At 64.9% G+C, this 22,364-nt stretch carries 20 protein-coding genes; 15 read left to right on the top strand and 5 right to left on the bottom strand.

Features of this window, described 5'->3' with window-relative positions; all coding sequences use genetic code 11:
• Positions 1-48: 48 nt before the first annotated feature.
• Positions 49-942, bottom strand: a complete 894-nt coding sequence (locus C8C95_RS17700; RefSeq protein ID WP_116749434.1) for an AraC family transcriptional regulator — start codon at positions 940-942, stop codon at positions 49-51.
• Positions 943-1,073: 131 nt separating this feature from the next.
• Between C8C95_RS17700 and C8C95_RS17705 the strand changes: the two genes are divergently transcribed.
• From C8C95_RS17705 to C8C95_RS17720, 4 genes are all read left to right on the top strand, one after another.
• Complete coding sequence (locus tag C8C95_RS17705) at positions 1,074-1,640, top strand: peroxidase-related enzyme (RefSeq protein ID WP_056640097.1); 567 nt, start codon at positions 1,074-1,076, stop codon at positions 1,638-1,640.
• Positions 1,641-1,860: 220 nt separating this feature from the next.
• A complete protein-coding gene (locus C8C95_RS17710) occupies positions 1,861-2,490 on the top strand; it encodes a pyridoxamine 5'-phosphate oxidase family protein (protein WP_116749435.1) in 630 nt (209 codons plus the stop codon).
• A gap of 183 nt (positions 2,491-2,673) precedes the next feature.
• Entirely contained in the window at positions 2,674-3,429 is a 756-nt protein-coding gene (locus tag C8C95_RS17715; protein WP_116749436.1) for a sulfite exporter TauE/SafE family protein, read from the top strand.
• 141 nt (positions 3,430-3,570) lie between these two features.
• Positions 3,571-4,047, top strand: coding sequence for an HNH endonuclease (locus C8C95_RS17720; RefSeq protein WP_116749437.1), 477 nt, complete (start codon positions 3,571-3,573; stop codon positions 4,045-4,047).
• A gap of 672 nt (positions 4,048-4,719) precedes the next feature.
• Here the strand turns inward: C8C95_RS17720 and C8C95_RS17730 are convergent.
• The 4 genes from C8C95_RS17730 to C8C95_RS17745 form a co-directional block, all read right to left on the bottom strand.
• Positions 4,720-6,567: a gamma-glutamyltransferase family protein gene (locus tag C8C95_RS17730; RefSeq protein ID WP_116749439.1), complete on the bottom strand. Its 1,848-nt coding sequence runs from the start codon at positions 6,565-6,567 to the stop codon at positions 4,720-4,722.
• A 274-nt stretch (positions 6,568-6,841) separates the two neighbouring features.
• The gene (locus tag C8C95_RS17735; RefSeq protein ID WP_116749440.1) at positions 6,842-8,425 is read right to left on the bottom strand and encodes an alkaline phosphatase D family protein; all 1,584 of its coding nucleotides are present in this window, start codon (positions 8,423-8,425) and stop codon (positions 6,842-6,844) included.
• Positions 8,426-8,558: 133 nt separating this feature from the next.
• Positions 8,559-10,094: a GGDEF domain-containing protein gene (locus tag C8C95_RS17740; RefSeq protein WP_116749441.1), complete on the bottom strand. Its 1,536-nt coding sequence runs from the start codon at positions 10,092-10,094 to the stop codon at positions 8,559-8,561.
• Positions 10,095-10,254: 160 nt separating this feature from the next.
• Positions 10,255-11,229 (bottom strand): NADPH:quinone oxidoreductase family protein, encoded by a 975-nt coding sequence (locus C8C95_RS17745; RefSeq protein WP_116749442.1) that lies wholly within the window; start codon positions 11,227-11,229, stop codon positions 10,255-10,257.
• Positions 11,230-11,415: 186 nt separating this feature from the next.
• Here C8C95_RS17745 and surE point away from each other — a divergent pair, with 186 nt between their 5' ends.
• From surE to ispG, 11 genes are all read left to right on the top strand, one after another.
• Positions 11,416-12,204, top strand: coding sequence for a 5'/3'-nucleotidase SurE (gene surE / locus C8C95_RS17750; protein WP_116749443.1), 789 nt, complete (start codon positions 11,416-11,418; stop codon positions 12,202-12,204).
• The gene (locus C8C95_RS17755; protein WP_116749444.1) at positions 12,204-12,986 is read left to right on the top strand and encodes a protein-L-isoaspartate(D-aspartate) O-methyltransferase; all 783 of its coding nucleotides are present in this window, start codon (positions 12,204-12,206) and stop codon (positions 12,984-12,986) included. The genes surE and C8C95_RS17755 overlap by 1 nt, the downstream gene beginning before the upstream one ends.
• Before the next feature lie 12 nt (positions 12,987-12,998).
• Positions 12,999-13,925, top strand: coding sequence for a peptidoglycan DD-metalloendopeptidase family protein (locus C8C95_RS17760; protein WP_099729834.1), 927 nt, complete (start codon positions 12,999-13,001; stop codon positions 13,923-13,925).
• 5 nt (positions 13,926-13,930) lie between these two features.
• Positions 13,931-14,971 (top strand): RluA family pseudouridine synthase, encoded by a 1,041-nt coding sequence (locus C8C95_RS17765; RefSeq protein ID WP_116749445.1) that lies wholly within the window; start codon positions 13,931-13,933, stop codon positions 14,969-14,971.
• 147 nt (positions 14,972-15,118) lie between these two features.
• Entirely contained in the window at positions 15,119-15,868 is a 750-nt protein-coding gene (gene scpB, locus C8C95_RS17770; RefSeq protein ID WP_116749446.1) for an SMC-Scp complex subunit ScpB, read from the top strand.
• On the top strand, positions 15,868-17,436 hold the full coding sequence (locus C8C95_RS17775; protein ID WP_116749447.1) for a pseudouridine synthase: 1,569 nt from the start codon (positions 15,868-15,870) through the stop codon (positions 17,434-17,436). The genes scpB and C8C95_RS17775 overlap by 1 nt, the downstream gene beginning before the upstream one ends.
• An 83-nt stretch (positions 17,437-17,519) precedes the next feature.
• Positions 17,520-17,945, top strand: coding sequence for a nucleoside-diphosphate kinase (gene ndk, locus C8C95_RS17780; RefSeq protein ID WP_015013410.1), 426 nt, complete (start codon positions 17,520-17,522; stop codon positions 17,943-17,945).
• A 90-nt stretch (positions 17,946-18,035) separates the two neighbouring features.
• Complete coding sequence (gene rlmN, locus C8C95_RS17785) at positions 18,036-19,151, top strand: 23S rRNA (adenine(2503)-C(2))-methyltransferase RlmN (RefSeq protein ID WP_116749448.1); 1,116 nt, start codon at positions 18,036-18,038, stop codon at positions 19,149-19,151.
• A gap of 33 nt (positions 19,152-19,184) precedes the next feature.
• Positions 19,185-20,018 (top strand): type IV pilus biogenesis/stability protein PilW, encoded by an 834-nt coding sequence (pilW, locus tag C8C95_RS17790; RefSeq protein ID WP_056061981.1) that lies wholly within the window; start codon positions 19,185-19,187, stop codon positions 20,016-20,018.
• Complete coding sequence (locus tag C8C95_RS17795; RefSeq protein WP_243415718.1) at positions 19,987-20,946, top strand: RodZ domain-containing protein; 960 nt, start codon at positions 19,987-19,989, stop codon at positions 20,944-20,946. The genes pilW and C8C95_RS17795 overlap by 32 nt, the downstream gene beginning before the upstream one ends.
• Complete coding sequence (gene ispG / locus C8C95_RS17800) at positions 20,946-22,226, top strand: flavodoxin-dependent (E)-4-hydroxy-3-methylbut-2-enyl-diphosphate synthase (protein WP_116749450.1); 1,281 nt, start codon at positions 20,946-20,948, stop codon at positions 22,224-22,226. Before C8C95_RS17795 ends, ispG begins: the two co-directional genes overlap by 1 nt.
• Positions 22,227-22,364 lie beyond the last annotated feature (138 nt).

The following is a 22,364-nucleotide window of genomic DNA, read 5'->3' on the forward strand; positions in this document are numbered from 1 at the left end:
GGGGCCAGGGGCTCCTGGGTGCCCCTGCGGCGCTGCCTGGGCTGGGTGTCAGCGCCCTTCGCCCCCCGCTTCGCGCCAGTCCCTTGCCGACATCCCCAGCTTTTGCGCAAACACGCGCGACAGCGCCGAGGGGTTGGCGTAGCCCAGTTCATGGGCGATGGACTTGAGCGACCGGCCCGCACGCAAATGCGCCTGCGCCAGCGTCAGCCGCCAGTGCGCCAGGTAGTCGGCTGGCGTGTCCCCCACCACGGCCTTGAAGCGGGCGGCGAACGCGCTGCGCGACATGCCCGCCTGCTGCGCCATCTGCGCCAGGCTCCACGGCTCGCCGGGTGCCTCGTGCAGGGCCGTGAGCGTGCGCGACAGTTGCGGGTCGACCAGGCCCGTCAGCAGGCCGGGGGGCATCTGCGCCTGCTGCGGGTGGTCCAGCAGCCAGCGCAGCAACTGCAGCAGCACCACTTCAAACAGGCGGTCGGCCAGCACGCGGTGGCCGCAGCGCAGGCGGTCGGTTTCGGCAAACAGCAGGTCCAGCGACTGCTGCAGCCCGTCCACCGCGCCCAGCGGCAGCACCACCAGCGGCGGCAGGGCGCGGGCCAGCGGGTGGCTGGCGCCGCCGTCAAAGTCCAGCGCGGCGCAGGTGAAGTCCGAGCCCTCGGTGGGCGCGTTGTGAAAGAAGTGCTCCAGCGGTCGGGCATAGAACAGCAGGCTGGGCTCGCACACCTGAAGCCGCTCGGGCGGGCCGGCTTGGGGCTGGTGCGTGACCACCATCTCGCCCTGGCGCAGCACATGCAAAAAGCCCCGGCCCGGCGCCGCCGCAAAGTGCGTCACGCCACACAGCGGCCCGTTGTGGAACAGGTGCGCCCGCACCCGAAACCGCTCCAGCAGCGGCGACAACCGGTCGAGGGGGGTGGAGGCCTGCGCGGGTGTAGGAACGCTTGGTGGCATGGTTTTGGATGATTGGGTATGAATTGTGGATTTTATGTGCCGAATGGTACGCGCTGGCGCCGGACACTGCAGGGGTGCCGAGAACAGGCACAAGTTCTCACCCACCCTTCATGACCTTCAAGGAACACACCATGTCCGCTACTTCTTCTTCCGTCGCCCGCGTCCCCCTCGTTGACCGCACTGCCGCCACCGGCACTGTGCGCGCCGTGCTCGACCAGGTCCACGGAGCCTTTGGCGCCACGCCCAACATGTTCCGCGCCGTGGCCAACTCGCCCGCTGCGCTGCAAAGCATGTGGGGCGCTTTTGGCGCGTTGGGCGGCGGCGTGATCGGCGCAGCTTTGGGCGAGCAGATCGCCGTGGCCGTGGCCAACCGCAATGCCTGCGACTACTGCCTGGCCGCCCACACCGCACTGGGCCGCAAGGCGGGCGTGAGTGGCGAGGCCCTGGCCGCTGCGCAAGCGGGCGAATCGGCCGACCCGCGCACGGCCGCCGTGCTGCGCTTCGTGCTGCAACTGGTCAACGAACGCGGCCAGGTCGATGCGGCCGATGTGCAGGCCCTGCGCGACCAGGGCGTGAACGACGAGCAGATCGTAGAGATCGTGGCGCATGTGGCGCTCAACCTGTTCACCAACTATGTGAACGTGGCGCTGGCCGTGCCGGTGGATTTCCCCGGCGTCAAGCTGCGCCCGGCGCGTTAAAGGGCGTAGCGGCGCGTGTCTGGCCCGCAGGCCGGATGCGCGCCGCTTCTAGTGCCGCTGCTCGCTCGGTCCTGCGGCGGAGCAATCGCAGTCAGTTATGCGCGACGACGATGCGTGCGTTTTCCGCACGCATCACCGGCGGCAAAGTCGTTTGTCAGCGCGGCAGGCCTGCTGCACCATGGCCACTCCCTTGCCCACCCACCCGAAGGAAGCCGCCCCCATGACACCCGCCCGCGACGAGCACGCCATCGACACCCTGCCACGCCTGGAGGCCCTGCTGGGCACGCTGAGCGATGCCTCCGTCCACAAAGAGCTGCCGTATGTGCACCCCGCCTACCGCGCCATGATCGCGGCGTCGCCCTTTGCCGTGCTGGCCACCACCGGCCCTGGCGGGCTGGACGCCTCGCCGCGTGGTGACCCGGCAGGCTTTGTGCAGCTGCAGGACGATAAGACCCTGCTCCTGCCCGAGCGCCGTGGCAACAACCGCGCCGACAGCCTGCGCAACATCGTGGCAGACCCGCGCGTGGCGCTGCTGTTTCTCATCCCCGGCGTGGGCGAAACCCTGCGCGTCAACGGCCACGCGCGCATCAGCGTGGCGCCCGACCTGCTGGCGCGTTTCGTGGTCAACGGCCAGCCGCCAAAGTGCGTGATCGTGGTGGATGTGCAGGCGGTGTACTTCCAGTGCGCGCGCGCCATCCAGCGCTCGCGCCTGTGGCATGCCGTGCCGCCCGGCACCCCGCGCCCCGTGCCCACCCCGGGCGCCATCCTCGCGTCCATCACACAGGGCGCATTTGACGGCGCTGCCTACGACCGCGAACTGCCTGCGCGCCAGCAGGCCACGCTGTATTGAACCGGCACCGCGATCCGTCGCCACAGCGTTGCCCCTGCCGCCAGCGCACACAATGGCGGCTGGGTGCGCAGGGCTTGCGCTTCATGGGCTCACCGGCTGAACGCGCAGATGCGTGAGGAGCGTGGAGCTCCGTGGGGCGTGAAGCCCACTCACGCGCGCGTTCACACCAAGTGAGGGGGAGACATGGATTCCGTGCTGTTGATCGTGGCCCTGGGCGCAGTGGCCGCCGGGTTTGTGCAGGGGCTGTCGGGTTTTGGTTTTGGCATGGTCGCCATGTCGTTCTGGGCCTGGACGCTGGAGCCCCGCCTGGCCGCGCTGCTGGCGGTGTGCGGCGCGCTCACCGGCCAGCTGGTGGCGGCGGCCACGGTGCGCCGGGGGTTTGACCGGGTGCGCCTGCTGCCCTTTGTGCTGGGTGGTCTGGTGGGCATCCCCATCGGCGTGGCTGTGTTGCCCCGTCTGGACATGGACGCGTTCAAGGTCATCCTGGGCACGCTGCTGGTGCTGTGGTGCCCGGCGATGCTGATGGCCAAGCAGTTGCCCCGCATCACGCGCGGCGGGCGCGTGGCCGACGCGCTGGTGGGCATGGCCGGCGGCGTGATGGGCGGCCTGGGCGGCTTCACCGGCGTGCTGCCCACCCTGTGGTGCACCTTGCGCGGTCTGGACAAAGACGTGCAGCGCGCCATCATCCAGAACTTCAACCTGGCCATGCTGCTGGTGACCTTCATCACCTACCTGGCCACCGGTCTGGTCACCCGCGAGGCGCTGCCGCTGCTGGCCATCGTGGTGCCCGCCATGCTGGTGCCCGTGCTGCTGGGAGCGCGGCTGTACCACGGTATCAGCGACGCGCGGTTCCGGCAGATCGTGCTGGGCATGTTGACCCTGTCGGGCGTGGCGATGCTGGTGGCCAGCCTGCCCAAGGTGCTGGCGCGGGTGGGGTGAGATCGCAGCGGTCGCGGGATAAATGCGCTATTCCGCCAGGTAATTTATGAAATTTCTGGACTGTGAGAGGTCGTCATCTTTGAGGTGAAACCCCGCATGTAGAAGCCAGCATCTAACAATAAACCGAAGAGAGAAAAAGCAATGAAGAAGGCGAAAATTGGAGAAGTCCCTGCCATCAAACACCACATCGACACGACCGCTTCTTCTGGTGATGATCTGGAAATCAAAAAGTCCGGCCTGGCAAAAGGTTCGTATCGGAGGCTGGCGTTTGAGCGGTATGGGCGACCAGCAGATGGTGGTGTTATGCATCTATGCGTGGTCTGTGGTTTTGGCGTCGCAGCGGTCCTAGAGGTTGCGCATCTCGACCAGAATCGAAAGAACGATGCTCTTGAGAATCTGGCGTTGCTGTGCCCCAATTGCCACAAAATGCACGATATAGGTCTTCTTCCAACAGACGTTGTTCGATCCCTGAGAGATGTGCACCGCAGCGAGAATTGGGCACTTCGCGTTAAAGATGCAGGGAAGAAGGCTGCGGCGACGAGGAAGGCTACTAGCCTTGCAGCAAAGCGCTCAGCCGCCGCGAAAAAAGCGCACGCCACACGCACGGGAGCGAAGTGAATGTACCCACCTCTAAAAAATGCGCCTACTTCGGCAATACGACGTAGACATGCGTCGATCCTTGTCCAGATGGACCTGAATTTTTTCGACGTCGCCCGGGCCAATGGGATAGCTCCTAGGGTGCTCCTCGCGTGGTTGGCGTTCGAAAATGGGCGGTGGGAGAACGATCCGACCCAGGGCGTAGGACCGGGGCCTGACGAAAGCTATGTGGGCGATTGGCCTACGCCTGAGCAGGAGATGGATCGTTACATGGCGATGGGACTAACGTCCAAGCACTTTGATGATGCGGGCCTTCGAGCACGCTACCTGAAATACAGGGCCCAGCGGATGGAAGAATGCGGCGCAACTTCACCGATCTCTCCCAAAAGCCGTGCCGTGAAGTAGCTCACAGACGGTGCAGGAACTGTCGGAAATAGACGTGTCTTACGGTTCCTAGCGATTCATATTTCAGGTTCTTGGCTAGGGATAGGTCTTTCTGAAGCGCGCAGTTTTTTGATATATCAGGACTTTCCGTACTCTTCCTTGTAATTGGGTGCCTACAGAAATACAGCGCGCTCTGCGAGACTTTGCGCTTCCCTTTCACGCTGGCGTCGTTGATCCTAGGCTTTGAGCCGCGCCAGAGCGCGGCTAAATCAGTTGTAGGGGCAGCGCGATTTAACGGATTGTCCCACCTCAATCTCCCATCACCACCCCTTCACGTCGCGGATCGGCCCCGCCCATCCACAGCTTCTTGCCATGCGCCTGGCCGCGCGTGATGGCTTGCAGGCCGCTCGTCATGTTCATCTCGCGCACCTCGGCACCGCGGGCGCGCAGGGCCTCGACGGTGGCGGGTGGGAAGCGTTTTTCTTCCAGCAGCGTCGGTCCGTTCATCGAGCCGAAGTTGGGCAGGTTGATGGCCTGCTGCGGCATCAGGCCCCAGTTGAAGACGCCGTAGAGCGTCTTGGCGGTGTAGTGGATGATGGCCGCGCCGCCGGGGCTGCCGCCGCTCATCAGCAGCTCGCCAGTGGCCTTGTCGAAAACGAGGGTGGGCGACATGGACGAGCGCGGTCGCTTGCCGGGCTGCACGCGGTTGGCAATGGGCTGGCCTTGCGCGTCGGTGGGGGCGAAGCTGAAGTCGGTGAGTTCGTTGTTGAGCAGGAAGCCTTTCACCATCTGCCGCGCACCGAACTGGTCTTCGATGGTGGTGGTCATGGCGACCGCGTTGCCGAAGGCATCGACGATGCTGATGTGGCTGGTGCCGTATTCAGGCTGGTCGGGCATGGCTCCGTGGTTAATGCGGATGACGGCCGGGTTTCCGGGCGCTGCGATCTTCATGCTCTGCGTGCTGATGAGCTTGGCGCGTTCGGCCAGGTAGGCGGGGGCCAGCATGCGGTCCCAGCTGTCGCCGGGCGGCTGCACAAAGTCGGGGTCGGCCACATACAGCGCGCGGTCGGCAAAGGCCAGGCGAGCGGCTTCGGTGTACAGGTGCAGCCAGTCGGCCGATGGGATGCCGTCTTGCAGGGGCTTGGCGGCGGCGTCGGTGTTTTTCAGGATGCCCAGGATCTGCCCGATGGCGATGGCCCCGGAGCTGGGCGGTGGAAAGCCGCACACGCGGTAGTCCTTGCTGGCCACCTGGTAGTCGTGGCACAGCGCCTCGCGCTTTTTGGGCTGGTAGCCCGCCAGGTCGGCCAGGCTGAGCTTGCCTGGGTTGGTGGGGTGCCTTTGCACCTTGTCCACGATGGCCTGGGCGACCTCGCCTTCGTGCAGGGCCTTGCTGCCATCAGCGGCAATCTTGCGCAGCACAGCGGCCAGCTCGGGGTTGCGCAGGTTCACGCCCACATCGCGCGCGTCGCCATCGGCCTTGTAGAAGTAGGTGGCGGCCACGGGGTCCTTCTTGAGGTGGGCGTCGGCCTTGACCAGGGTGTTGAGCCGCGCGCTGACCTTGAAGCCGCCCTCGGCCAGCGTGATGGCGGGCTGGAACAGCGTGGCCCAGGGCAGCTTGCCGTGCTGCTTGTGCGCCATCTCCAGCATGCGAACGGTGCCGGGCACACCCACCGAGCGGCCGCCCACCACACCGTCGTAGAACGGCACGGGCTTGCCGTCGGCACCCAGGAAGAGTTTTTCATCGGCGGCAGCGGGCGCGGTTTCGCGGCCATCGTAGGCCTCCACCAGCTTGCCGTTGCTGTGCAGCAGGAAGGCGCCGCCGCCGATGCCGCTGGACTGGGGCTCCACCAGCGTCAGCACCATCTGCACGGCAATGGCCGCATCGACGGCCGAGCCGCCGGCCTTGAGGATCTGGTAACCCGCATCGGTGGCCAGCGGGTTGGCAGCGGCCACGGCAAACTTCTCCGTGGCCCAGCCCGGTTTTTCGGTGTAGCCGGACGAACCCTCGGGCTGGGCGGGCACGATGTAGGCGAACTGGGATGGCGCACCGGCGCAGCCTGCTAGGGCCATCAGGGTGGCGAGGGCCGCAGGGGCCAGCAGGTTGCGACTGAACGGGCGGCGCAGGTGCGACGTGGCAGGCAGGGCAGTGGGTGTCATGCGGGTCTCCTGTGGGTGCAAGCAGCGAAGCGGCCATGGTAAGGGGCCTTGCTGCAGCCTGCGAGGGCGCGCAGGAGGCTGCCCCTGGGGTTTGTGCACCGATTGAAGGTGTTTTGCGGCGGTAGCGCTAGTGCAATATGCCTGAGCAGCTATCAAAAAGATAGTTGTTACCGACCGTCAGCGGCGGTTCACAGGCCATCCCGGGGCCCTGGCAGGGCGCAACGACCAGGAGCTTGCCTGCCCGGCGGGTCGGGTCACGCCTTCCCAGGTCGCCTCAGGCCGCCTGGGGCCCTGCGCGGCCGTCTTCCACCACAAACCGGGCGAGCGTGGAGGCGCCGCTGTCAGCGCGCAGCGGGTCGTCCACCACACGCAGCGTGGTGGACCAGCGCGTGGGGGTGATGTCGGCCAGGCCGTAGCCGCGCTGGTCGCAGCGTGCCAGCAGCACATGCGGGTTGTGGCGGACGATGGCGTCCACCTTGGCCTGCGTGGTGCCCGACCGCGAACTGATGGACGTGCCACAGAACTCGCTGGCCACCACGGCCGAGTCGGCGCGAGCGGCATCGGCATGCACGCGGCAGACGTAGTTCTGGTGGATGTCTCCGCCCAGCAGCACCGTGTTGCGCGGCGTGTGCCGGGCTACGGATTGCAGCAGGCGCTGGCGTGCAGCGGGGTAGCCGTCCCAGGCGTCTGTGGGCACAGTGCCAGAGGGGTAGTGGCGCGGCGAGAACAGCGTCTGCTGTGCGATCACGCTCCAGCGCGTGGCCTGTGCGCTGGCTGTGTCGGCGGCCAGGCCCGCGTCCAGCCAGCGCTCTTGCGCGCTGCCCAGCAGGCTGCGCTGTGGCTGGGCCAGCTCGGCGCAGTCGGCGGGGCGCACGGCGGGTGCGCTGCTGGCCTCAGGCGTGCGGCAGGCCTGCCAGCTGCGGTACTGGCGGCTGTCGAGCAGGTGGATGTGCGCCAGTCGGCCCCAGCGCAGGCGGCGGTAGATCTGCAGCGTGTCCCAGCCGGTGGCGGACGCGGGGCCCCGGAGGCTGGTCGTGCGCAGCGGCATGTTCTCGTAAAACGCCTGCCAGGCCGCGCTGCGCAGGGCCAGAAAGGCGGCGCTGCCCGGGCTCTCGCCACGGCTTGCCTCGGCGGCATAGTCGTTTTGCACCTCGTGGTCGTCCCAGGTCACGGCCCACGGGCAGGTGGCGTGGGACAGCTGCAGGGCCGGGTCGCTCTTGTGCAGGGCGTACCGGTCGCGGTAGTCGGCCAGCGTGGTGGCGTGGCGCAGGCTGTGGGTGCGCGCCAGATCGGTGGTGGTTTTGGGTGTGGCGTATTCGTAGATGTAGTCACCCAGGAACAGCACCAGGTCCGGCTGGTCAGCGGCCAGATGGCGCCAGGCCGCATAGTGCCCATGCTCCCAGCGCTGGCACGAGGCGAACGCCACCCGCAGCGCCCCGGGCAGGTCGCCCGCCGCAGGCGCGGTGCGCGTGCGGCCCGTAGGGCTCACTGCGTCGCCCAGCATGAAGCGGTAGTGGTACCAGCGCGCGGGTAGCAGGCCTTGCAGCTCCACATGCACGCTGTGGCCCAGCGCGGGCAGCGCGGGGGCTTCGCCCTTTTGCACGATCTGGGCAAAGCCTGCGTCGTGTGCCACCTCCCACCGCACGGTGTGTGTGACCAACATCTGCGCCGGATCGGTCAGTGCGAGCCGCGTCCACAGCACCACGCCATCGGGTGTCGGGTCGCCGCTGGCGATGCCCAGGGCAAAAGGGTTGGTTTGCAGCGCGGGCGGGGTGCTCCAGGCCCAGCGGGGGAGGGCAGCGACGGAGGCAGCCAGCGCTGCGTTGCGCAGGAACTGCCGTCTTTGCTCGGATGTCAAATCAGCTGCCCTTTGCGTCGGGCAGCCGTGCTCAGCAACTGACGCAGCCCAGACCAGTAGCCGCCGCGCAAGGGCCGCCCCGCCGCGCTGGCGGCGTCCCCCTCCCCGCAGCGCCTCAGGGGGGTGTTCCTGCTCAAGCCGCCATCACCCGGTTCTTGCCCGAGCGCTTGGCGAGATACATCGCCTGGTCGGCCCGCACGATGGCGTCGGTGGCGCTCTCGCTGTCACTCAACTGGGCCACGCCCGCGCTGAAGGTGATGAGCACCTTCTCGGTGCCTTGCAAGAAGAAGCGCGTGGTCAGCTCGCGCTGCAGGCGGGTCATGGCCGCAACGCCGGCTTCGACCGCGGTGTCGGGCAGCACGATCACGAACTCTTCGCCGCCATAGCGGGCCAACAGGTCCTGCGGCCGCATGACTTCGCGCGTGACCTGTGCCAAGTGCACCAGGGCTGCGTCGCCCCCGGCATGGCCCAGCCGGTCGTTGATGGTCTTGAAGTTGTCCACGTCCAGCAGTGCCAGGCACAGCGACGAGCCCAGGCGGCGGGCGCGGGCGATCTCGCGTTCCACCGCCTCGTCCAGGCCCTTGCGGTTGAGGCTGCCGGTCAGCGGGTCGTGGCGCGCCTGCGCGCTGGCGCGGTCCAGCTCTTCCTGCAGTTTGGCGACCTCGGCGCGCTTGGCCTCGGTGCGCTCGCGCAGGTCTTGCAGTTCGTCGTGCGTCACGCGGCTGTCCAGCGCCATGGCGCGGGTGGCGCTCATCACTTCCTGCAGCACCGGGGCGATCTCCTGCAGGGTGCTGGCCTTGCCGATCAGGTCGGCGCAACGCTCCATGGTGCCCTGGTAGCTGGTGCTGGATGCGGTGATGCGCGCCAGCCGCTCGATGAAGGTGGCCAGCATATCCTTCATCTGCTCTTGCGCCTCCAGCGACCGGGCCTTGGCTTCGGTCTGCTTGAAGATCACGTCCTTGAGCCGGCGCTGCACATCGTCCAGCCGCCGCAGCGTCAGCGGCGGGGTCGAGGCACTCATCAGTGCCTCGGCCTGGCCCTGCAGCCAGCGGTCGTCCACGCTGAGCACGGCGATGTTCTCGAAGATCATGTGCAGCAGCTCGAGCAGGCTCGCGCGGATGGAGGCTTGTTCTTCGGTGGCGAACGACAGGCGGTAGCTGAAGTTGCCCAGCATGAGTTGCGCGGTGGTCACCAGGGGCGTGGGTTCGCGCAGAAAGGTGATGAGCTGCTGCGCCATGTCGATGACGCGGGGATCGTCGTCACCCAGGGCGGGCAGGGTGTTGTCGATGAGGCGGGCCAGGGCTTCGGCAAACTCGGCGGGCAGTTCTCCCAGTGCGGTGGGCGCATCGGCCACCTCGATGGGTTTGGAGGCAGTGGCCGGGTGCAGCCCCAGGTTGGCGTAACCCACCATCACGCTTTGCAGCGATGTCCAGTCCTTGGTGATGATGGCGCGTTCGAACTGGCCCAGCAGGCGTTTTTGCGCAGGTGTCTGGCCGGGCAGCACACGCTGGATGCTGCTCAGCGGCCCCTCGGGGAAAGGCTGCGGGCTGCGGATGCCCGCTATTTCATCGTAGATCGCGAGGTAGTTGTCTGGCGTGGGGGCCAGTCGGCGTGCGGCCAGTTGTTTGAGCGTCTCGCGCGCGATCTCGGAAGGTGGTCGGTCGGCCATGGAGGGGCACCAGTGTCAGAGGGGCTGGAATGCGCAAGTGTGACACAGGCAAGGCCTGGAAGGGGCTGGCATACCGTGCCACACGGGTATGCCAGCCGGAACGTGGTGGCGGCCTTGCGGCGAGGGCGGCCGTACGTTCCGCGGTGGCCGCGGCCAGTCCTCAGTTCACCATGACCAGCTTGCCCATCACGCCGCGCGAGCCCATGTGGGCGTAGGCAGCGGGCAGTTCGGCCATGGGCATGGTGCGGTCGATCACGGGCTTGATCTTGCCCTGGGCGTACCATTGGGCCAGCTCGCCCATCATGGCGGCGTTGGCCTTGGGTTCGCGCTTGGCAAAGTCGCCCCAGAACACGCCGACGATGGACGCACCCTTGAGCAGCGCCAGATTGAACGGCAGGGCCGGGATGGGGCCGGACGCAAACCCGACCACCAGATAGCGGCCGCGCCAGGCGATGGAGCGGAAAGCGGGCTCGGCAAAGTCGCCACCCACGGGGTCATAGATCACGTCGGGGCCCTTGCCGTCCGTGAGGGTCTTGATGGCCTCGCGCAGGTTGTCCTTGCTGTAGTTGATGGCCGCGTCGGCCCCGATGGAGGTGCACAGCGCGCACTTTTCGTCGCTGGATGCGGCAGCGATCACACGTGCGCCCATGGCCTTGGCGATCTGAATGGCGGCCGTGCCCACGCCCCCGGCAGCGCCCAGCACCAGCACGGTCTCGCCCGCCTTGAGCTGTGCACGGTCCACCAGCGCATGGTGCGACGTGGCGTAGATCATGATGAAAGCGGCTGCATCGACATGCGAAAAGCCGTCTGGCAACGGCATGCACAGGGCTGCGGGTGCAATGGTGTGGGTGCCAAAGCCACCCGTGCCCGACAGGCAGGCCACGTTCTGGCCGACCTTGAGGTGCGTGACGCCTTCGCCCACAGCGGCCACCACGCCCGCGTATTCCGAGCCGGGCACAAAGGGCAGCGGCGGCTTCATCTGGTACTTGTTCTGCACGATGAGCAGGTCGGGGAAGTTCAGGCTGGCGGCCTTGATCTCGATGAGCACCTCGCCCGCCTTGGGGGTGGGGGTGGGCAGCTCCGTCCAGGTGAGCGCTTCGACGCCGGTGGGGTTGGTGCAAAGCCAGGCATGCATGGGGAAGTCTCCTGTCGGTCGGTCTTGTCAATGATGGCCCGCATGATAGGTGGGGCGCCGGTGTGCTGGATGTCCCACGAGCGACGGGCGCCAGGGGGGGGCCGTCGGCGCAATGTGGTCAACGGGCGTCGGTCGGCGATGCAGCAGTCCGGCCACCTACAATCCGTTGCAACCGCTACCCAGACCATGAAGATCCTGATATCCAATGACGACGGCTTCCAGGCCCCCGGCATCGTGGCGCTGCATGATGCGCTCAAAACCCTCGACGGGGTCGAGGTGGAGGTCGTTGCGCCAGAACACAACAACAGTGCCAAATCCAACGCACTGACGCTGCATTCGCCGCTGTACGTGCACAAGGCGGCCAATGGCTTTCGCTATGTGAACGGCACCCCGGCAGATTGCGTGCACATTGCGCTGACCGGCCTGCTGGGCTACCGGCCCGATCTGGTGGTGTCGGGCATCAACAACGGCGCCAACATGGGCGACGACACCATCTATTCCGGCACGGTGGGGGCGGCCATGGAGGGGTATCTCTTCGGCATTCCGGCCATTGCGTTCTCCCAAGTGGACAAGGGCTGGGCTGAGCTGGAGGCCGCTGCGGCCAAGGCGCGTGAGCTGGTGGCGCAGATGCGTGCGCAGCAACTGGTCAACGAAACCCCCTGGTTGCTCAACGTGAACATCCCCAACATGCCGCTGGAGGCCTTGCGCCCTGCCAAGCTGTGCCGCCTGGGGCGCCGCCATGCGGCAGAACGGGTCATCGTGCAGGAAAGCCCTCGGGGCGAAGCCATGTACTGGATCGGCGGTGCCGGTGCCGCCAAGGACGATGCCGAAGGCACAGACTTTCACGCCACGGCGCAGGGCCATGTGTCCATCACGCCCCTCAAGGTGGACCTGACCGATCACGACAACCTCGGCTACTGGGCGCAGACCGCCGCCCGGTTGACGACAGGGGCGGCTGCCGCCCCTGGGGCGTGATGCAGCGCCGCCCAGGGTTCCCGGCCAAGCTGCCGGTGTCGGGCAACGCCGCCGCGGGCAAGCCGGTGACGGCGCCTCCGTCTGTTGCTCTGCGCAAGCCGGCCGTCGCCCCGGCGCCCGCCGGGGTGGGGCTGGACTCGTCGGCTGTCCGTGCCCGCATGGTGCAAAAACTGGCGGCGGGCGGCATCACATTGCCCCCCGTGTTGCAGGCCATGGGCGCCGTAGAGCGTCACCGGTTTGTGGACAGTGCACTGGTCAACCAGGCCTATGAAGACACCAGCCTGCCGATAGGCTTGGGCCAGACCATCTCCAAGCCCAGCGTGGTGGCGCGCATGTGCGAGCTGTTGCTGGGTGCCGAGAGTGCGCGCCATGGCGGGCTGGGCCGTGTGCTGGAGATTGGCACGGGCTGCGGCTACCAGGCGGCCGTGCTGAGCCTGCTGGCCCGCGAGGTGTACACGCTGGAGCGCCTGCGCGGCCTGCACGACAAGGCGCGCGACAACCTGCGGCCGTTCCGCCTGGCCAACGTGCACCTGCTGTTTGGCGACGGCATGCTTGGCTATGCCAAAGGTGCTCCGTACGCGGCCATCATCGCGGCGGCCGGCGGCGATGCCGTGCCCCTGGCGTGGTGCGACCAGCTGGCCGTGGGGGGGCGTCTGGTAGCGCCCATGGCGCTGTCGGGCGGGCAGCAGATGTTGCTGGTGATCGACAAAACCCCGCACGGATTGAAACAAAACGTGCTCGAGCCCGTGCATTTTGTCCCCCTAAAATCGGGGATTGCGTAAAGGGAATTGCTTATGTTCGTATCGCGTGGTCTTGTGGTGGGTTTTACCGTGGCAATGGCGGGTCTGGTGCTCTCCGGCTGTGGCACCCGCATGAACAAGGCTCCTGTGGAAGATCGGGGCACCTCTTCGTCGTCTTCTGCCCCAGCGCCCGCAGCACAGCCGGGCGTGGTGGTGGGTACCCCCATCAAGCCTCTGCCTGGTGCAGAAAACGCCGGCAAGCCGGGTTACTACACGGTCAAGCCTGGGGATACCCTGATTCGCATCGGCCTGGAGTCTGGGCAAAGCTGGAAAGACATCGCCCGCTGGAACAATCTGGAAAACGCCAATCTGATCGAAGTCGGTCAGGTGCTGCGCGTACTTCCTCCGTCCGCTGCCCCGGCGGCGGTGGCCTCTGAGAGCGGGGTGGTGACACGCCCGGTCACATCATCCTCCGTCGCTCCAGCCAGCACGCCCGCTGCGGCTCCTGCATCGGCCGCCAGCGGCGCCAAGCCTGCTGCCTCTGCTGCGTCGGGCACGGTGGTGGCGGTGGCGCCAGCCACGCCGGCACCTGCGGCAGCGCCAGCGGGCGAGGATGAGCTGGCGTTCATCTGGCCTGCATCGGGTTCGCTGATTGCCGGGTTTGACGAGGCACGCAACAAGGGCTTCGACATTGCCGGCAAGGCGGGTGACCCGGTACTGGCGGCAGCGGATGGCCGTGTGGTCTATGCCGGTGCCGGTCTGCGCGGCTATGGCAACCTGGTCATCCTGAAGCACAACAACACCTTCCTGACCGCCTACGCGCACAACCAAACACTGCTGGTCAAGGAAGACCAGGCGGTGCGCAAGGGCCAGAAGATCGCTGAGATGGGCAACACCGACGCCGACCGCGTCAAGCTGCACTTTGAAATCCGCCGGCAGGGCAAGCCGGTCGATCCCACGCGCTATCTGCCCTCCCGTTGAGCCCGATGGCGGATCAGTCGCCGGGCGGTGGTCCGGACGCTCCCGAGACGACTGGGCAGGAGGGCGACTCCCTCCTGCTGGTCGATGAATCGGAAGCCCTGGCTGACGCGGACAGTGAGCTGCGTGCCTTGCAGATGGGGCCCGGCCAGCACGCAGAGCGGCTGGACCGCGCGCTGGTGGAGCTGGTTCCCGAGTTCTCCCGCAGCTATCTGCAGCAATTGCTGGCCCAGGGGCTGGTCAGCCTGAATGGCAGGCCCGCTCTCAAAGCGGCCGCGCGGGTCAAGGCCGGCGACCAAGTGGTGCTGGAAATGCGGCCCACGCTCCAGAGCCAGGCCTTCCGGCCCGAGCCCATGGCGATTGATGTGGTGTACGAAGACGAGCGCCTGCTGGTGGTGAACAAGCCCGCAGGTTTGGTCGTGCACCCTGCGCCTGGCAACTGGAGTGGCACCCTGCTCAATGGACTGCTGGCCCGGGACGACAAAGCCTTGCGGGTCCCCCGTGCGGGCATCGTGCACCGTCTGGACAAGGACACCAGCGGCCTCATGGTGGTGGCCCGGGATCGCGCGTGCATGGACGCCCTGGTGGCGTTGATTGCCGAGCGCAAGGTCAAACGCCAGTACGTGGCCATGGCACATGGAGCCTGGACGGGAGCCCCAACCCGCTCGGTAGACGCACCCATCGGGCGAGACCCTCGCAATCGTCTGCGCATGGCGGTGGTGGACTTGGCGGTGCACCCGGGCAAAACCGCTCGGACGGATTTCCTGTGTCTTGAAGGCGGTGAACGAGGGTGCTGGGTGCAATGCACCTTGCACACCGGGCGCACGCACCAGATCCGTGTGCACATGGCGTCTTTGCGTCATCCATTGGTGGGCGATGCCCTGTATGGCGGTGCGCCCGTCGGAGCCTTGCAACGCCAGGCCCTGCACGCCTACCGTTTGGCTTTCGCGCATCCTGTGACAGGGGAACCTCTGGAGTTCCGTGCCTCCGTCCCTGACGATATGCGCCAGGCGCTGTCAGAATGGGGTCTCGGCTACAATGCGCCGTGAATGGCCGTGACGGCCCCAGCCCGCCGCCGGAATCCCGCCGGGCTCTACCAACGCACCGGCGCCATTGCGCGGTGCACCAATGATTGCCCCTGCTGTTGATGTGACACCCGTTGCAACGCGTGGCACTTTTCCAGGAATCGCTGAACCATGAACACGGTGGATGCCAAGAGGGTCCTCGAAACTGCGCTGATCTGCGCGCAGCAACCCGTGCCTGTGCGCGAGCTGCGGGTGCTGTTCAATGATGCGCTGGGGTCCGACACCCTCAAGGTGCTGTTGCAGGAACTGCAGCTTGATTGGGCGCAGCGTGGGGTGGAGCTGGTACAGGTGGCGACGGGATGGCGCTTCCAGAGCCGTCCTGAAATGCGTGAATACCTGGACCGTCTGCATCCCGAAAAACCGCCACGCTACACCCGGGCCACCATGGAAACCCTGGCCATCATTGCCTACCGGCAACCGGTCACGCGCGGGGATATCGAGGACATTCGGGGTGTGACGGTCAACAGCCTGATTATCAAACAGTTGGAAGACCGGGGTTGGGTGGAGGTCATTGGCCACCGCGAAACGGTGGGGCGCCCGGCGTTGTTCGCCACGACCCGCCAGTTTCTGGACGATATGGGTCTGCAGTCTCTGGACCAACTGCCGGTGCTCGATGACCCTACAGGCAATGCGAATGTGCTGGAAGCCATGGCAGCCGCCGCCCAGGGAGTCATTGAGGGTGAGCCTGATCTGCTGGCGGTTTTGCCGCCCGAAGTCGGTGGGCAAGAGCCAGCGGAGTCTGTGGAGGCTGTGACTGATACGGGTGGTAAGCGGCCCGTGGATGATTTTTTTCAGAATGTGGAGACTGATCTCCGCGACGACCATGTTGATACCCCGGGTGGTATCCAGGGAAATACTTGATGAACGACTCGACCTCCGAAAATCCGGCCGAAGTGCCTGGGTTGAATGCCGCTGATACGGTACCTGCTACCAAAAAGCCGGCTGCCAAGCGGGCTCCTCGCAAAAAGGCGGAAGCTGTCCTTGCCGACGAAGCGGTGCCTGAAGCCGTGGTGGCGATGCAGGTCGGTACTTCTGTGTCTGTGTTGGAAGCTGCAGCGCCAGAGGTGCCTGTGGCCCAGGTGCAGGCGGTCGCCATGGACTCGATATCTCCTGAGGCGGTCGTATCGGCAGCCTACGGCGAGGGCAATACTCGGCAGGCAGGGAGGCCCCCTCGTGGCGAATCTCGTGAACGGCCTCAGCGTCCTGATGGGGCAGGGCGCGACAAGCGCAGAGCTGCCCCTGTCGTGGAGGGCTATCAGTTTGAGGATGTAGTCTCCGGTCGTTTCGACGAAGAAGATGCCTCCGCAGACGCGGTGCCGCAGAAGCGGGTGCTGCTGCCGCAGGTCGAGACACCTAAACTGCACAAGGTGCTGGCCCAGGCAGGGCTGGGATCGCGGCTGGAGATGGAGCAATTGATCCTGGAGGGGCGGATCTCGGTCAACAACGAACCTGCTCACATCGGACAGCGCATTCAGTTTGGCGATCAGGTCAAGGTCAACGGCAAGCCGATCCGCTATCGCATCGACCCCCCTCCGGCGCGCGTAATCGCATATCACAAACCCGTGGGCGAGGTCGTGACCCATGACGATCCCCAGAATCGACCCACCGTCTTTCGCAAGCTGCCCCGGCTCATGCAGGGCAAGTGGCAGTCGGTAGGACGCCTGGACCTGAACACGGAGGGTCTCTTGCTGTTCACCAGCTCGGGCGAGCTGGCGAACAAACTGATGCATCCACGCTTTGGGTTGGAGCGCGAGTACGCCGTTCGGGTGCTGGGTGCTCTGAGCAACGAGGAAAAACAAAAACTGCTGGACGGCGTGCGCCTGGATGACGGCATGGCATCGTTTGGCTCCATCGAGGACGGTGGTGGAGAGGGTTCCAACTGCTGGTACCGAGTCACCATCTCCGAAGGCCGCAACCGAGAAGTGCGTCGCATGCTGGAATCGGTGGGTCATGCGGTCAGCCGCCTGATCCGCATTCGCTACGGCGCCATGGTGCTTCCGCGCGGTCTCAAGCGCGGCGCCTGGCTGGAGCTCGACGAGAGTGATATCCGCGCCTTGGTGCAGGCCGCGGGCGCTGGCCGCCCCGAGTCGGTGGAGGGGCGTCCGGAAGGTGCGGCTGGTGGTGCGCGCAATGGCAGGTCGCGCAACCGTGGTCGTGGCGGCCCACGGGGTGATGGTTCGCGCCGCGACATTCCCCAATCGGCGGCCCCCGGCGGCCCCCGTGGTCAGAAGCCGCGCCGTGATGGTGGTCCAGGTCCGGCCCGTGGCAACAATGCGGCAGGCGGAGATCGCCAGCGGGGAGGCGCAGCCCAGCCCGATCCGATGAAGACCTCAGTGGGTTACATCGGTATGGACAGCCTTTCACGGCACCGCCAGGACAAACGCCGCCCGGGCGGTGGTGGCCCTCGGCGTGGCGGAGGCGGGCGCTGAGCGTCACTCTCGTCACACTCCCCGGTTAGAATCGAGGGCTTTGTCCGGTGGACAAACGAATCACAGCAACAAAGGAAATCAACATGGCAATCGAACGCACCCTCTCCATCATCAAGCCTGACGCAGTCGCCAAGAACGTCATCGGCCAGATCTACGCCCGTTTTGAAGCCGCTGGCCTCAAGATCGTGGCGGCCCGCATGGCCCACCTGTCGCGCCTGGAAGCCGAACAGTTCTACGCAGTGCACAAAGAGCGTCCTTTCTTCAAGGACCTGGTGGACTTCATGATCTCCGGCCCCGTGATGATCCAGGCCCTGGAAGGCGAGAACGCCATCCTGAAGAACCGGGAACTCATGGGCGCAACGGACCCCAAGAAGGCTGAAGCCGGCACCATCCGTGCAGACTTCGCAGACAGCATCGATGCCAACGCAGTGCACGGCTCCGACGCCGCTGAAACCGCACAAGCCGAAGTGGCATTCTTCTTCCCCGGCCTGAATATCTACTCGCGCTGAGATGGTGATGCTCCCCATGCCCGCACCCACCCTGGTGGGAGTCCCGTGTCATGGGGTTAGCTATGCTTGGTCTCCAGTGGGTTTGGCACCATGAGCACGACGAATCTGCTGGAATTCGACCTCGACGGTCTGGCGGCGTTTTGCGAGCGGCTGGGGGAAAAGCGCTTCCGCGCCACCCAGCTGTTTCGTTGGATTCATCAGCGCGGTGCCAGCGATTTCGACGCCATGAGCGACTTGGCCAAGGCCTTGCGCGACAAGCTCAAGGGCTGCGCGCAGGTCGAGGCACTGCCCGTTATTTCAGAGCATGTGTCCTCGGACGGCACTGTGAAGTGGCTGTTTGATGTGGGTGATGGCAACGCGGTGGAAGCCGTGTTCATCCCGGAGGATGATCGCGGAACCCTCTGTGTGTCATCGCAGGCGGGCTGCGCTGTCGGTTGCCGCTTCTGTTCTACAGGCCATCAGGGTTTCAGTCGCAATCTGACGACGGGTGAGATCGTCGCCCAGCTGTGGTTTGCAGAGCACTCCCTGCGCAAGCGCTTGCAGACTGAAGACCGTGTGATCTCGAATGTGGTCATGATGGGCATGGGGGAGCCGCTGCAAAACTATTCGGCATTAGTCCCTGCGCTCAAAGTAATGCTGGACGATCACGGGTATGGCCTGTCGCGCCGCCGCGTGACGGTGTCTACATCGGGCGTCGTGCCCATGATGGACCGCCTTGCGCAAGACTGTCCCGTGGCATTGGCGGTGTCGCTGCATGCACCCAATGACCCACTGCGCGACAACCTGGTTCCGCTCAATCGCAAGTATCCGATCGAGGAGTTGCTGGACGCTTGCAACCGCTATTTGGCGCATGCACCCCGTGACTTCATCACGTTCGAATACTGCATGCTTGATGGTGTTAATGACCAGACGGAGCATGCGCGCCAACTGATCGAGTTGGTCAAGCGCAGTGGTATTCGCTGCAAGTTCAATCTGATTCCTTTTAATCCGTTTCCCGCATCAGGGCTGTTGCGGTCCCCGCAAAATCAGGTGCAGGCCTTTGCCAAGATACTCAGTGACGCGGGCATTATCACCACGGTGCGCAAGACGCGCGGTGATGACATTGACGCGGCGTGCGGTCAATTGGCTGGGGATGTCAAAGATCGTACCCGGGCCGCAGAACGCATGGCAAAGCAGCGCACAATCGTGCTCAAACCGGTGACTTGATCAGGCAGTTGGCAAACTTCAAGGAGGCTCTACATGGCGGGAATGGTTGGACGCTGGCAGCATATTGGCCGCTGGACACTCACGGCATGCAGTGCGGTGGTTTGCATATGGGCGCTCCAGGGGTGTGCAACAAACGCATCGTCTGCAGTCAGTGACGCCGATGCAGGCTTGGTGACTCCGTCCGATGAGCCTGAGTCGCGGCGCCGCGCTCGCATCCGGCTGGAGTTGGCCTCCAACTATTTTGAATTGGGGCAAACGGCGGTCGCACTGGATGAAGTCAAGCAGTCGCTGGCTGCAGATCCTTCTTATGCCGATGCTTTCAATCTTCGTGGCCTGATTTACATGCGCCTGAGTGACTATGCACAGGCCGAAGACAGTTTCCGCCGTGCCTTGTCGCTAAGGGCAAATGACTCCAACGTACTGCACAACTATGGCTGGCTGATGTGCCAGCAGCAAAAGTACGTGGAGGCCGACCAATATTTTGTCCGAGCCATTGCCAACCCCGCCTATACAGCGCGTGGCAAAACGTGGATGGCCCGTGGCCTGTGCCAGTCAGGGGCGGGACAGTTTCCCGAAGCGGAACAGTCTTTCTTGAAGGCCTATGAATTCGATGCTGCGAATCCGGTGGTCGGTTATCACCTCGCAGCGCTCTTGCTGCGGCGCAACGAGTTGTCGCGTGCGCAGTTTTACATTCGACGGCTCAACAACAGCGATTTCGCCAACTCTGAATCGTTGTGGCTGGGCATCAAGGTGGAGCGGGCTTTGGGCGACACCGTGGCAATGAGGCAACTGGCTGCTCAGTTGCGCAAGCGCTTCCCGGATTCCAGGGAGCTGGGTGCATACGAACGTGGGGCTTTCAATGAGTGAGGTGGTGGAGAGCGGAGTGACGGCGGGCGGCTTGCTCAAGGAGGCCCGGCAGGCGGCGGGCATGCACATCGCAGCCCTAGCGGTTGCGTTGAAAGTACCCGTCAGCAAGCTGGAAGCCCTGGAGGCAGATAACTACACAGTGCTGCCTGACACCGTATTTGTGCGCGCGCTGGCTTCGAGTGTTTGCCGTACCCTCAAAATTGACCCAGCGCCCATTTTGTCTTTGCTTCCCCAAAGTCAAAGTCCTCGTCTGTCTGTGGACAGCGCGGGTATCAATGCACCTGTGAAGGGTAGTGCCGGCAAATCTTCGTCGTCCTCTTCGGCGTCATTCGCGGGTTCAGGTTCCGGCTCGCGTTCGGTGGTGTTGGTCGTTCTTGCACTGTTGGTGGGAGCTGTGGTTTTGTTCTTTGTCCCTCGGCATTCCACGCCAGGGGATTCTTCCGATCCAGTGCCCGTTGCGGTGCCAGATGCTTTGCCGGCCAATGCCTCCGAGCCTGCACCTGCAGTGGTGCCACCAACGGTGGAGCGCCCCGCCGATGCATCTATTTCTGCATCGCCCGCCGCTGCTTCGGCGGCTTCGGTGCCTGTGTCTGCTGCGCCACCTGCCGCTGCACCTCCAGCGCCTGCTGCCGCTGGCAGTGGCGTGTCTGCGGGCGCTGTTTCGGCCGCTGATGGCGCGGCAGATGCTCCCCCCGGTCCCCTGGTGCTGCGCGCGCGCGGTGCGTCATGGGTGCAAGTTCGCGATGCCAATGGTGCACTGGCGTTGCAACGCAATCTGGCGGCGGGAGAGTCGGTATCGGTGTCGGCACCCACGCCCCTGGCAGTGATTGTCGGTCGCGCTGACGCGACGGAAGTGATTGTTCGAGGAAAGCCGTTTGATCTGACGGCAGTCGCCCGTGAAAACGTGGCGCGTTTCGAGGTGAAATAGTGGAAAACTCCCCGATTGATTTTGGACCGGTGGCGATTGCTTCGCCCTTACCTAGACGTTCGCGCCAAGCGAAAGTTGTCTGGGGTTCGCGTGTGGTGACCGTGGGGGGGGATGCTCCCGTGCGCGTGCAGTCCATGACCAACACCGACACCGTCGATGCCATTGGGACCGCGATTCAGGTCAAGGAGCTCGCTCAGGCGGGGTCGGAGTTTGTCCGCATCACCGTGAATACGCCAGAAGCTGCTGCAGCGGTACCGTACATCCGAGAGCAACTGGATCGCATGGGTGAGAGCGTTCCCTTGGTGGGCGATTTTCACTACAACGGACACCGCCTGCTCACCGAGTTTCCGGACTGCGCCCAGGCTTTGTCCAAGTATCGGATCAACCCTGGCAATGTGGGCAAGGGGGACAAGCGCGACAAGCAGTTTGGGCAGATGATCGAAGCTGCCATGCGGTGGAACAAGGCTGTGCGCATCGGTGTCAACTGGGGCAGTCTCGATCAGGAGTTGCTGGCTGAGCTGATGGATACGAACAGCCGCCGCAGCAATCCATGGGAGGCTCGTCAGGTCATGTACGAGGCCCTCATCACGTCGGCCATTGAATCTGCGCGTCGTGCAGAGGCCATGGGGATGGACGGCAACCAGATCATCTTGTCGTGCAAAGTCAGCGGAGTGCAGGATCTGATTTCGGTGTACCGCGAGTTGGCACGCCGTTGCGACTACGCTTTGCACCTGGGCCTCACCGAAGCCGGTATGGGTACCAAGGGAACGGTGGCTTCGGCGGCAGCTTTGTCTGTGCTGCTGCAAGAGGGCATTGGCGACACGATTCGTGTGTCGTTGACACCCCAGCCCGGCGAGGCGCGTACCCAGGAAGTGGTCGTGGCATCCGAGATCTTGCAGGCGTTGGGTATGCGGGTTTTTGTGCCCAGCGTCACCGCTTGTCCTGGATGTGGCCGTACCACCAGCACCACTTTTCAGGATCTTGCCAAGCAGATTGACGATTTCCTGCGGGCACAAATGCCTGTGTGGCGTGTGCGATATCCGGGCGTGGAGACGTTGCGGGTGGCGGTCATGGGGTGCATCGTCAACGGCCCGGGTGAAAGCAAGCACGCGGACATCGGTATCAGCCTTCCAGGCACGGGAGAGGCGCCAGCCGCCCCGGTCTTTATCGACGGGGAAAAGGCAATGACCCTGCGCGGCGACGACATTGCCAATGAGTTTCATCGCATCGTGGAGCAGTACATCGAAAAGCGTTTTGGCGCTGGAGTCGCTGCTGCTTGAACGATGGCGCTGCCATGGCCTGTCCTGGAATGTATTCAGGGACAGAGCCAGAGCAGTTTTGGTCAGTTCCTGCAAGACATAGAAAAGAAGCGCTGTGAGCAACGAAAAAAGCACCCCCTCGCCCAAGCCGGAGAAGCT

The sequence above is a fragment of the Acidovorax sp. 99 genome (assembly GCF_003096455.1).
GTDB lineage: Bacteria > Pseudomonadota > Gammaproteobacteria > Burkholderiales > Burkholderiaceae_C > Acidovorax > Acidovorax delafieldii.

What these genes read in the sequence shown, in the direction of transcription:
- pilW (WP_056061981.1), top strand. Translation starts at nt 19,185, where the DNA reads ATGGCGGGAATGGTTGGACGCTGGCAGCATATTGGCCGCTGGACACTC.
- C8C95_RS17720 (WP_116749437.1), top strand. Translation starts at nt 3,571, where the DNA reads ATGAAGAAGGCGAAAATTGGAGAAGTCCCTGCCATCAAACACCACATC.
- C8C95_RS17745 (WP_116749442.1), bottom strand. Translation starts at nt 11,229, where the DNA reads ATGCATGCCTGGCTTTGCACCAACCCCACCGGCGTCGAAGCGCTCACC.
- C8C95_RS17730 (WP_116749439.1), bottom strand. Translation starts at nt 6,567, where the DNA reads ATGACACCCACTGCCCTGCCTGCCACGTCGCACCTGCGCCGCCCGTTC.
- surE (WP_116749443.1), top strand. Translation starts at nt 11,416, where the DNA reads ATGAAGATCCTGATATCCAATGACGACGGCTTCCAGGCCCCCGGCATC.
- ndk (WP_015013410.1), top strand. Translation starts at nt 17,520, where the DNA reads ATGGCAATCGAACGCACCCTCTCCATCATCAAGCCTGACGCAGTCGCC.
- C8C95_RS17705 (WP_056640097.1), top strand. Translation starts at nt 1,074, where the DNA reads ATGTCCGCTACTTCTTCTTCCGTCGCCCGCGTCCCCCTCGTTGACCGC.
- C8C95_RS17760 (WP_099729834.1), top strand. Translation starts at nt 12,999, where the DNA reads ATGTTCGTATCGCGTGGTCTTGTGGTGGGTTTTACCGTGGCAATGGCG.
- C8C95_RS17775 (WP_116749447.1), top strand. Translation starts at nt 15,868, where the DNA reads ATGAACGACTCGACCTCCGAAAATCCGGCCGAAGTGCCTGGGTTGAAT.
- scpB (WP_116749446.1), top strand. Translation starts at nt 15,119, where the DNA reads ATGAACACGGTGGATGCCAAGAGGGTCCTCGAAACTGCGCTGATCTGC.
- C8C95_RS17765 (WP_116749445.1), top strand. Translation starts at nt 13,931, where the DNA reads ATGGCGGATCAGTCGCCGGGCGGTGGTCCGGACGCTCCCGAGACGACT.
- rlmN (WP_116749448.1), top strand. Translation starts at nt 18,036, where the DNA reads ATGAGCACGACGAATCTGCTGGAATTCGACCTCGACGGTCTGGCGGCG.
- C8C95_RS17710 (WP_116749435.1), top strand. Translation starts at nt 1,861, where the DNA reads ATGACACCCGCCCGCGACGAGCACGCCATCGACACCCTGCCACGCCTG.
- C8C95_RS17715 (WP_116749436.1), top strand. Translation starts at nt 2,674, where the DNA reads ATGGATTCCGTGCTGTTGATCGTGGCCCTGGGCGCAGTGGCCGCCGGG.
- C8C95_RS17700 (WP_116749434.1), bottom strand. Translation starts at nt 942, where the DNA reads ATGCCACCAAGCGTTCCTACACCCGCGCAGGCCTCCACCCCCCTCGAC.
- C8C95_RS17740 (WP_116749441.1), bottom strand. Translation starts at nt 10,094, where the DNA reads ATGGCCGACCGACCACCTTCCGAGATCGCGCGCGAGACGCTCAAACAA.
- C8C95_RS17755 (WP_116749444.1), top strand. Translation starts at nt 12,204, where the DNA reads ATGCAGCGCCGCCCAGGGTTCCCGGCCAAGCTGCCGGTGTCGGGCAAC.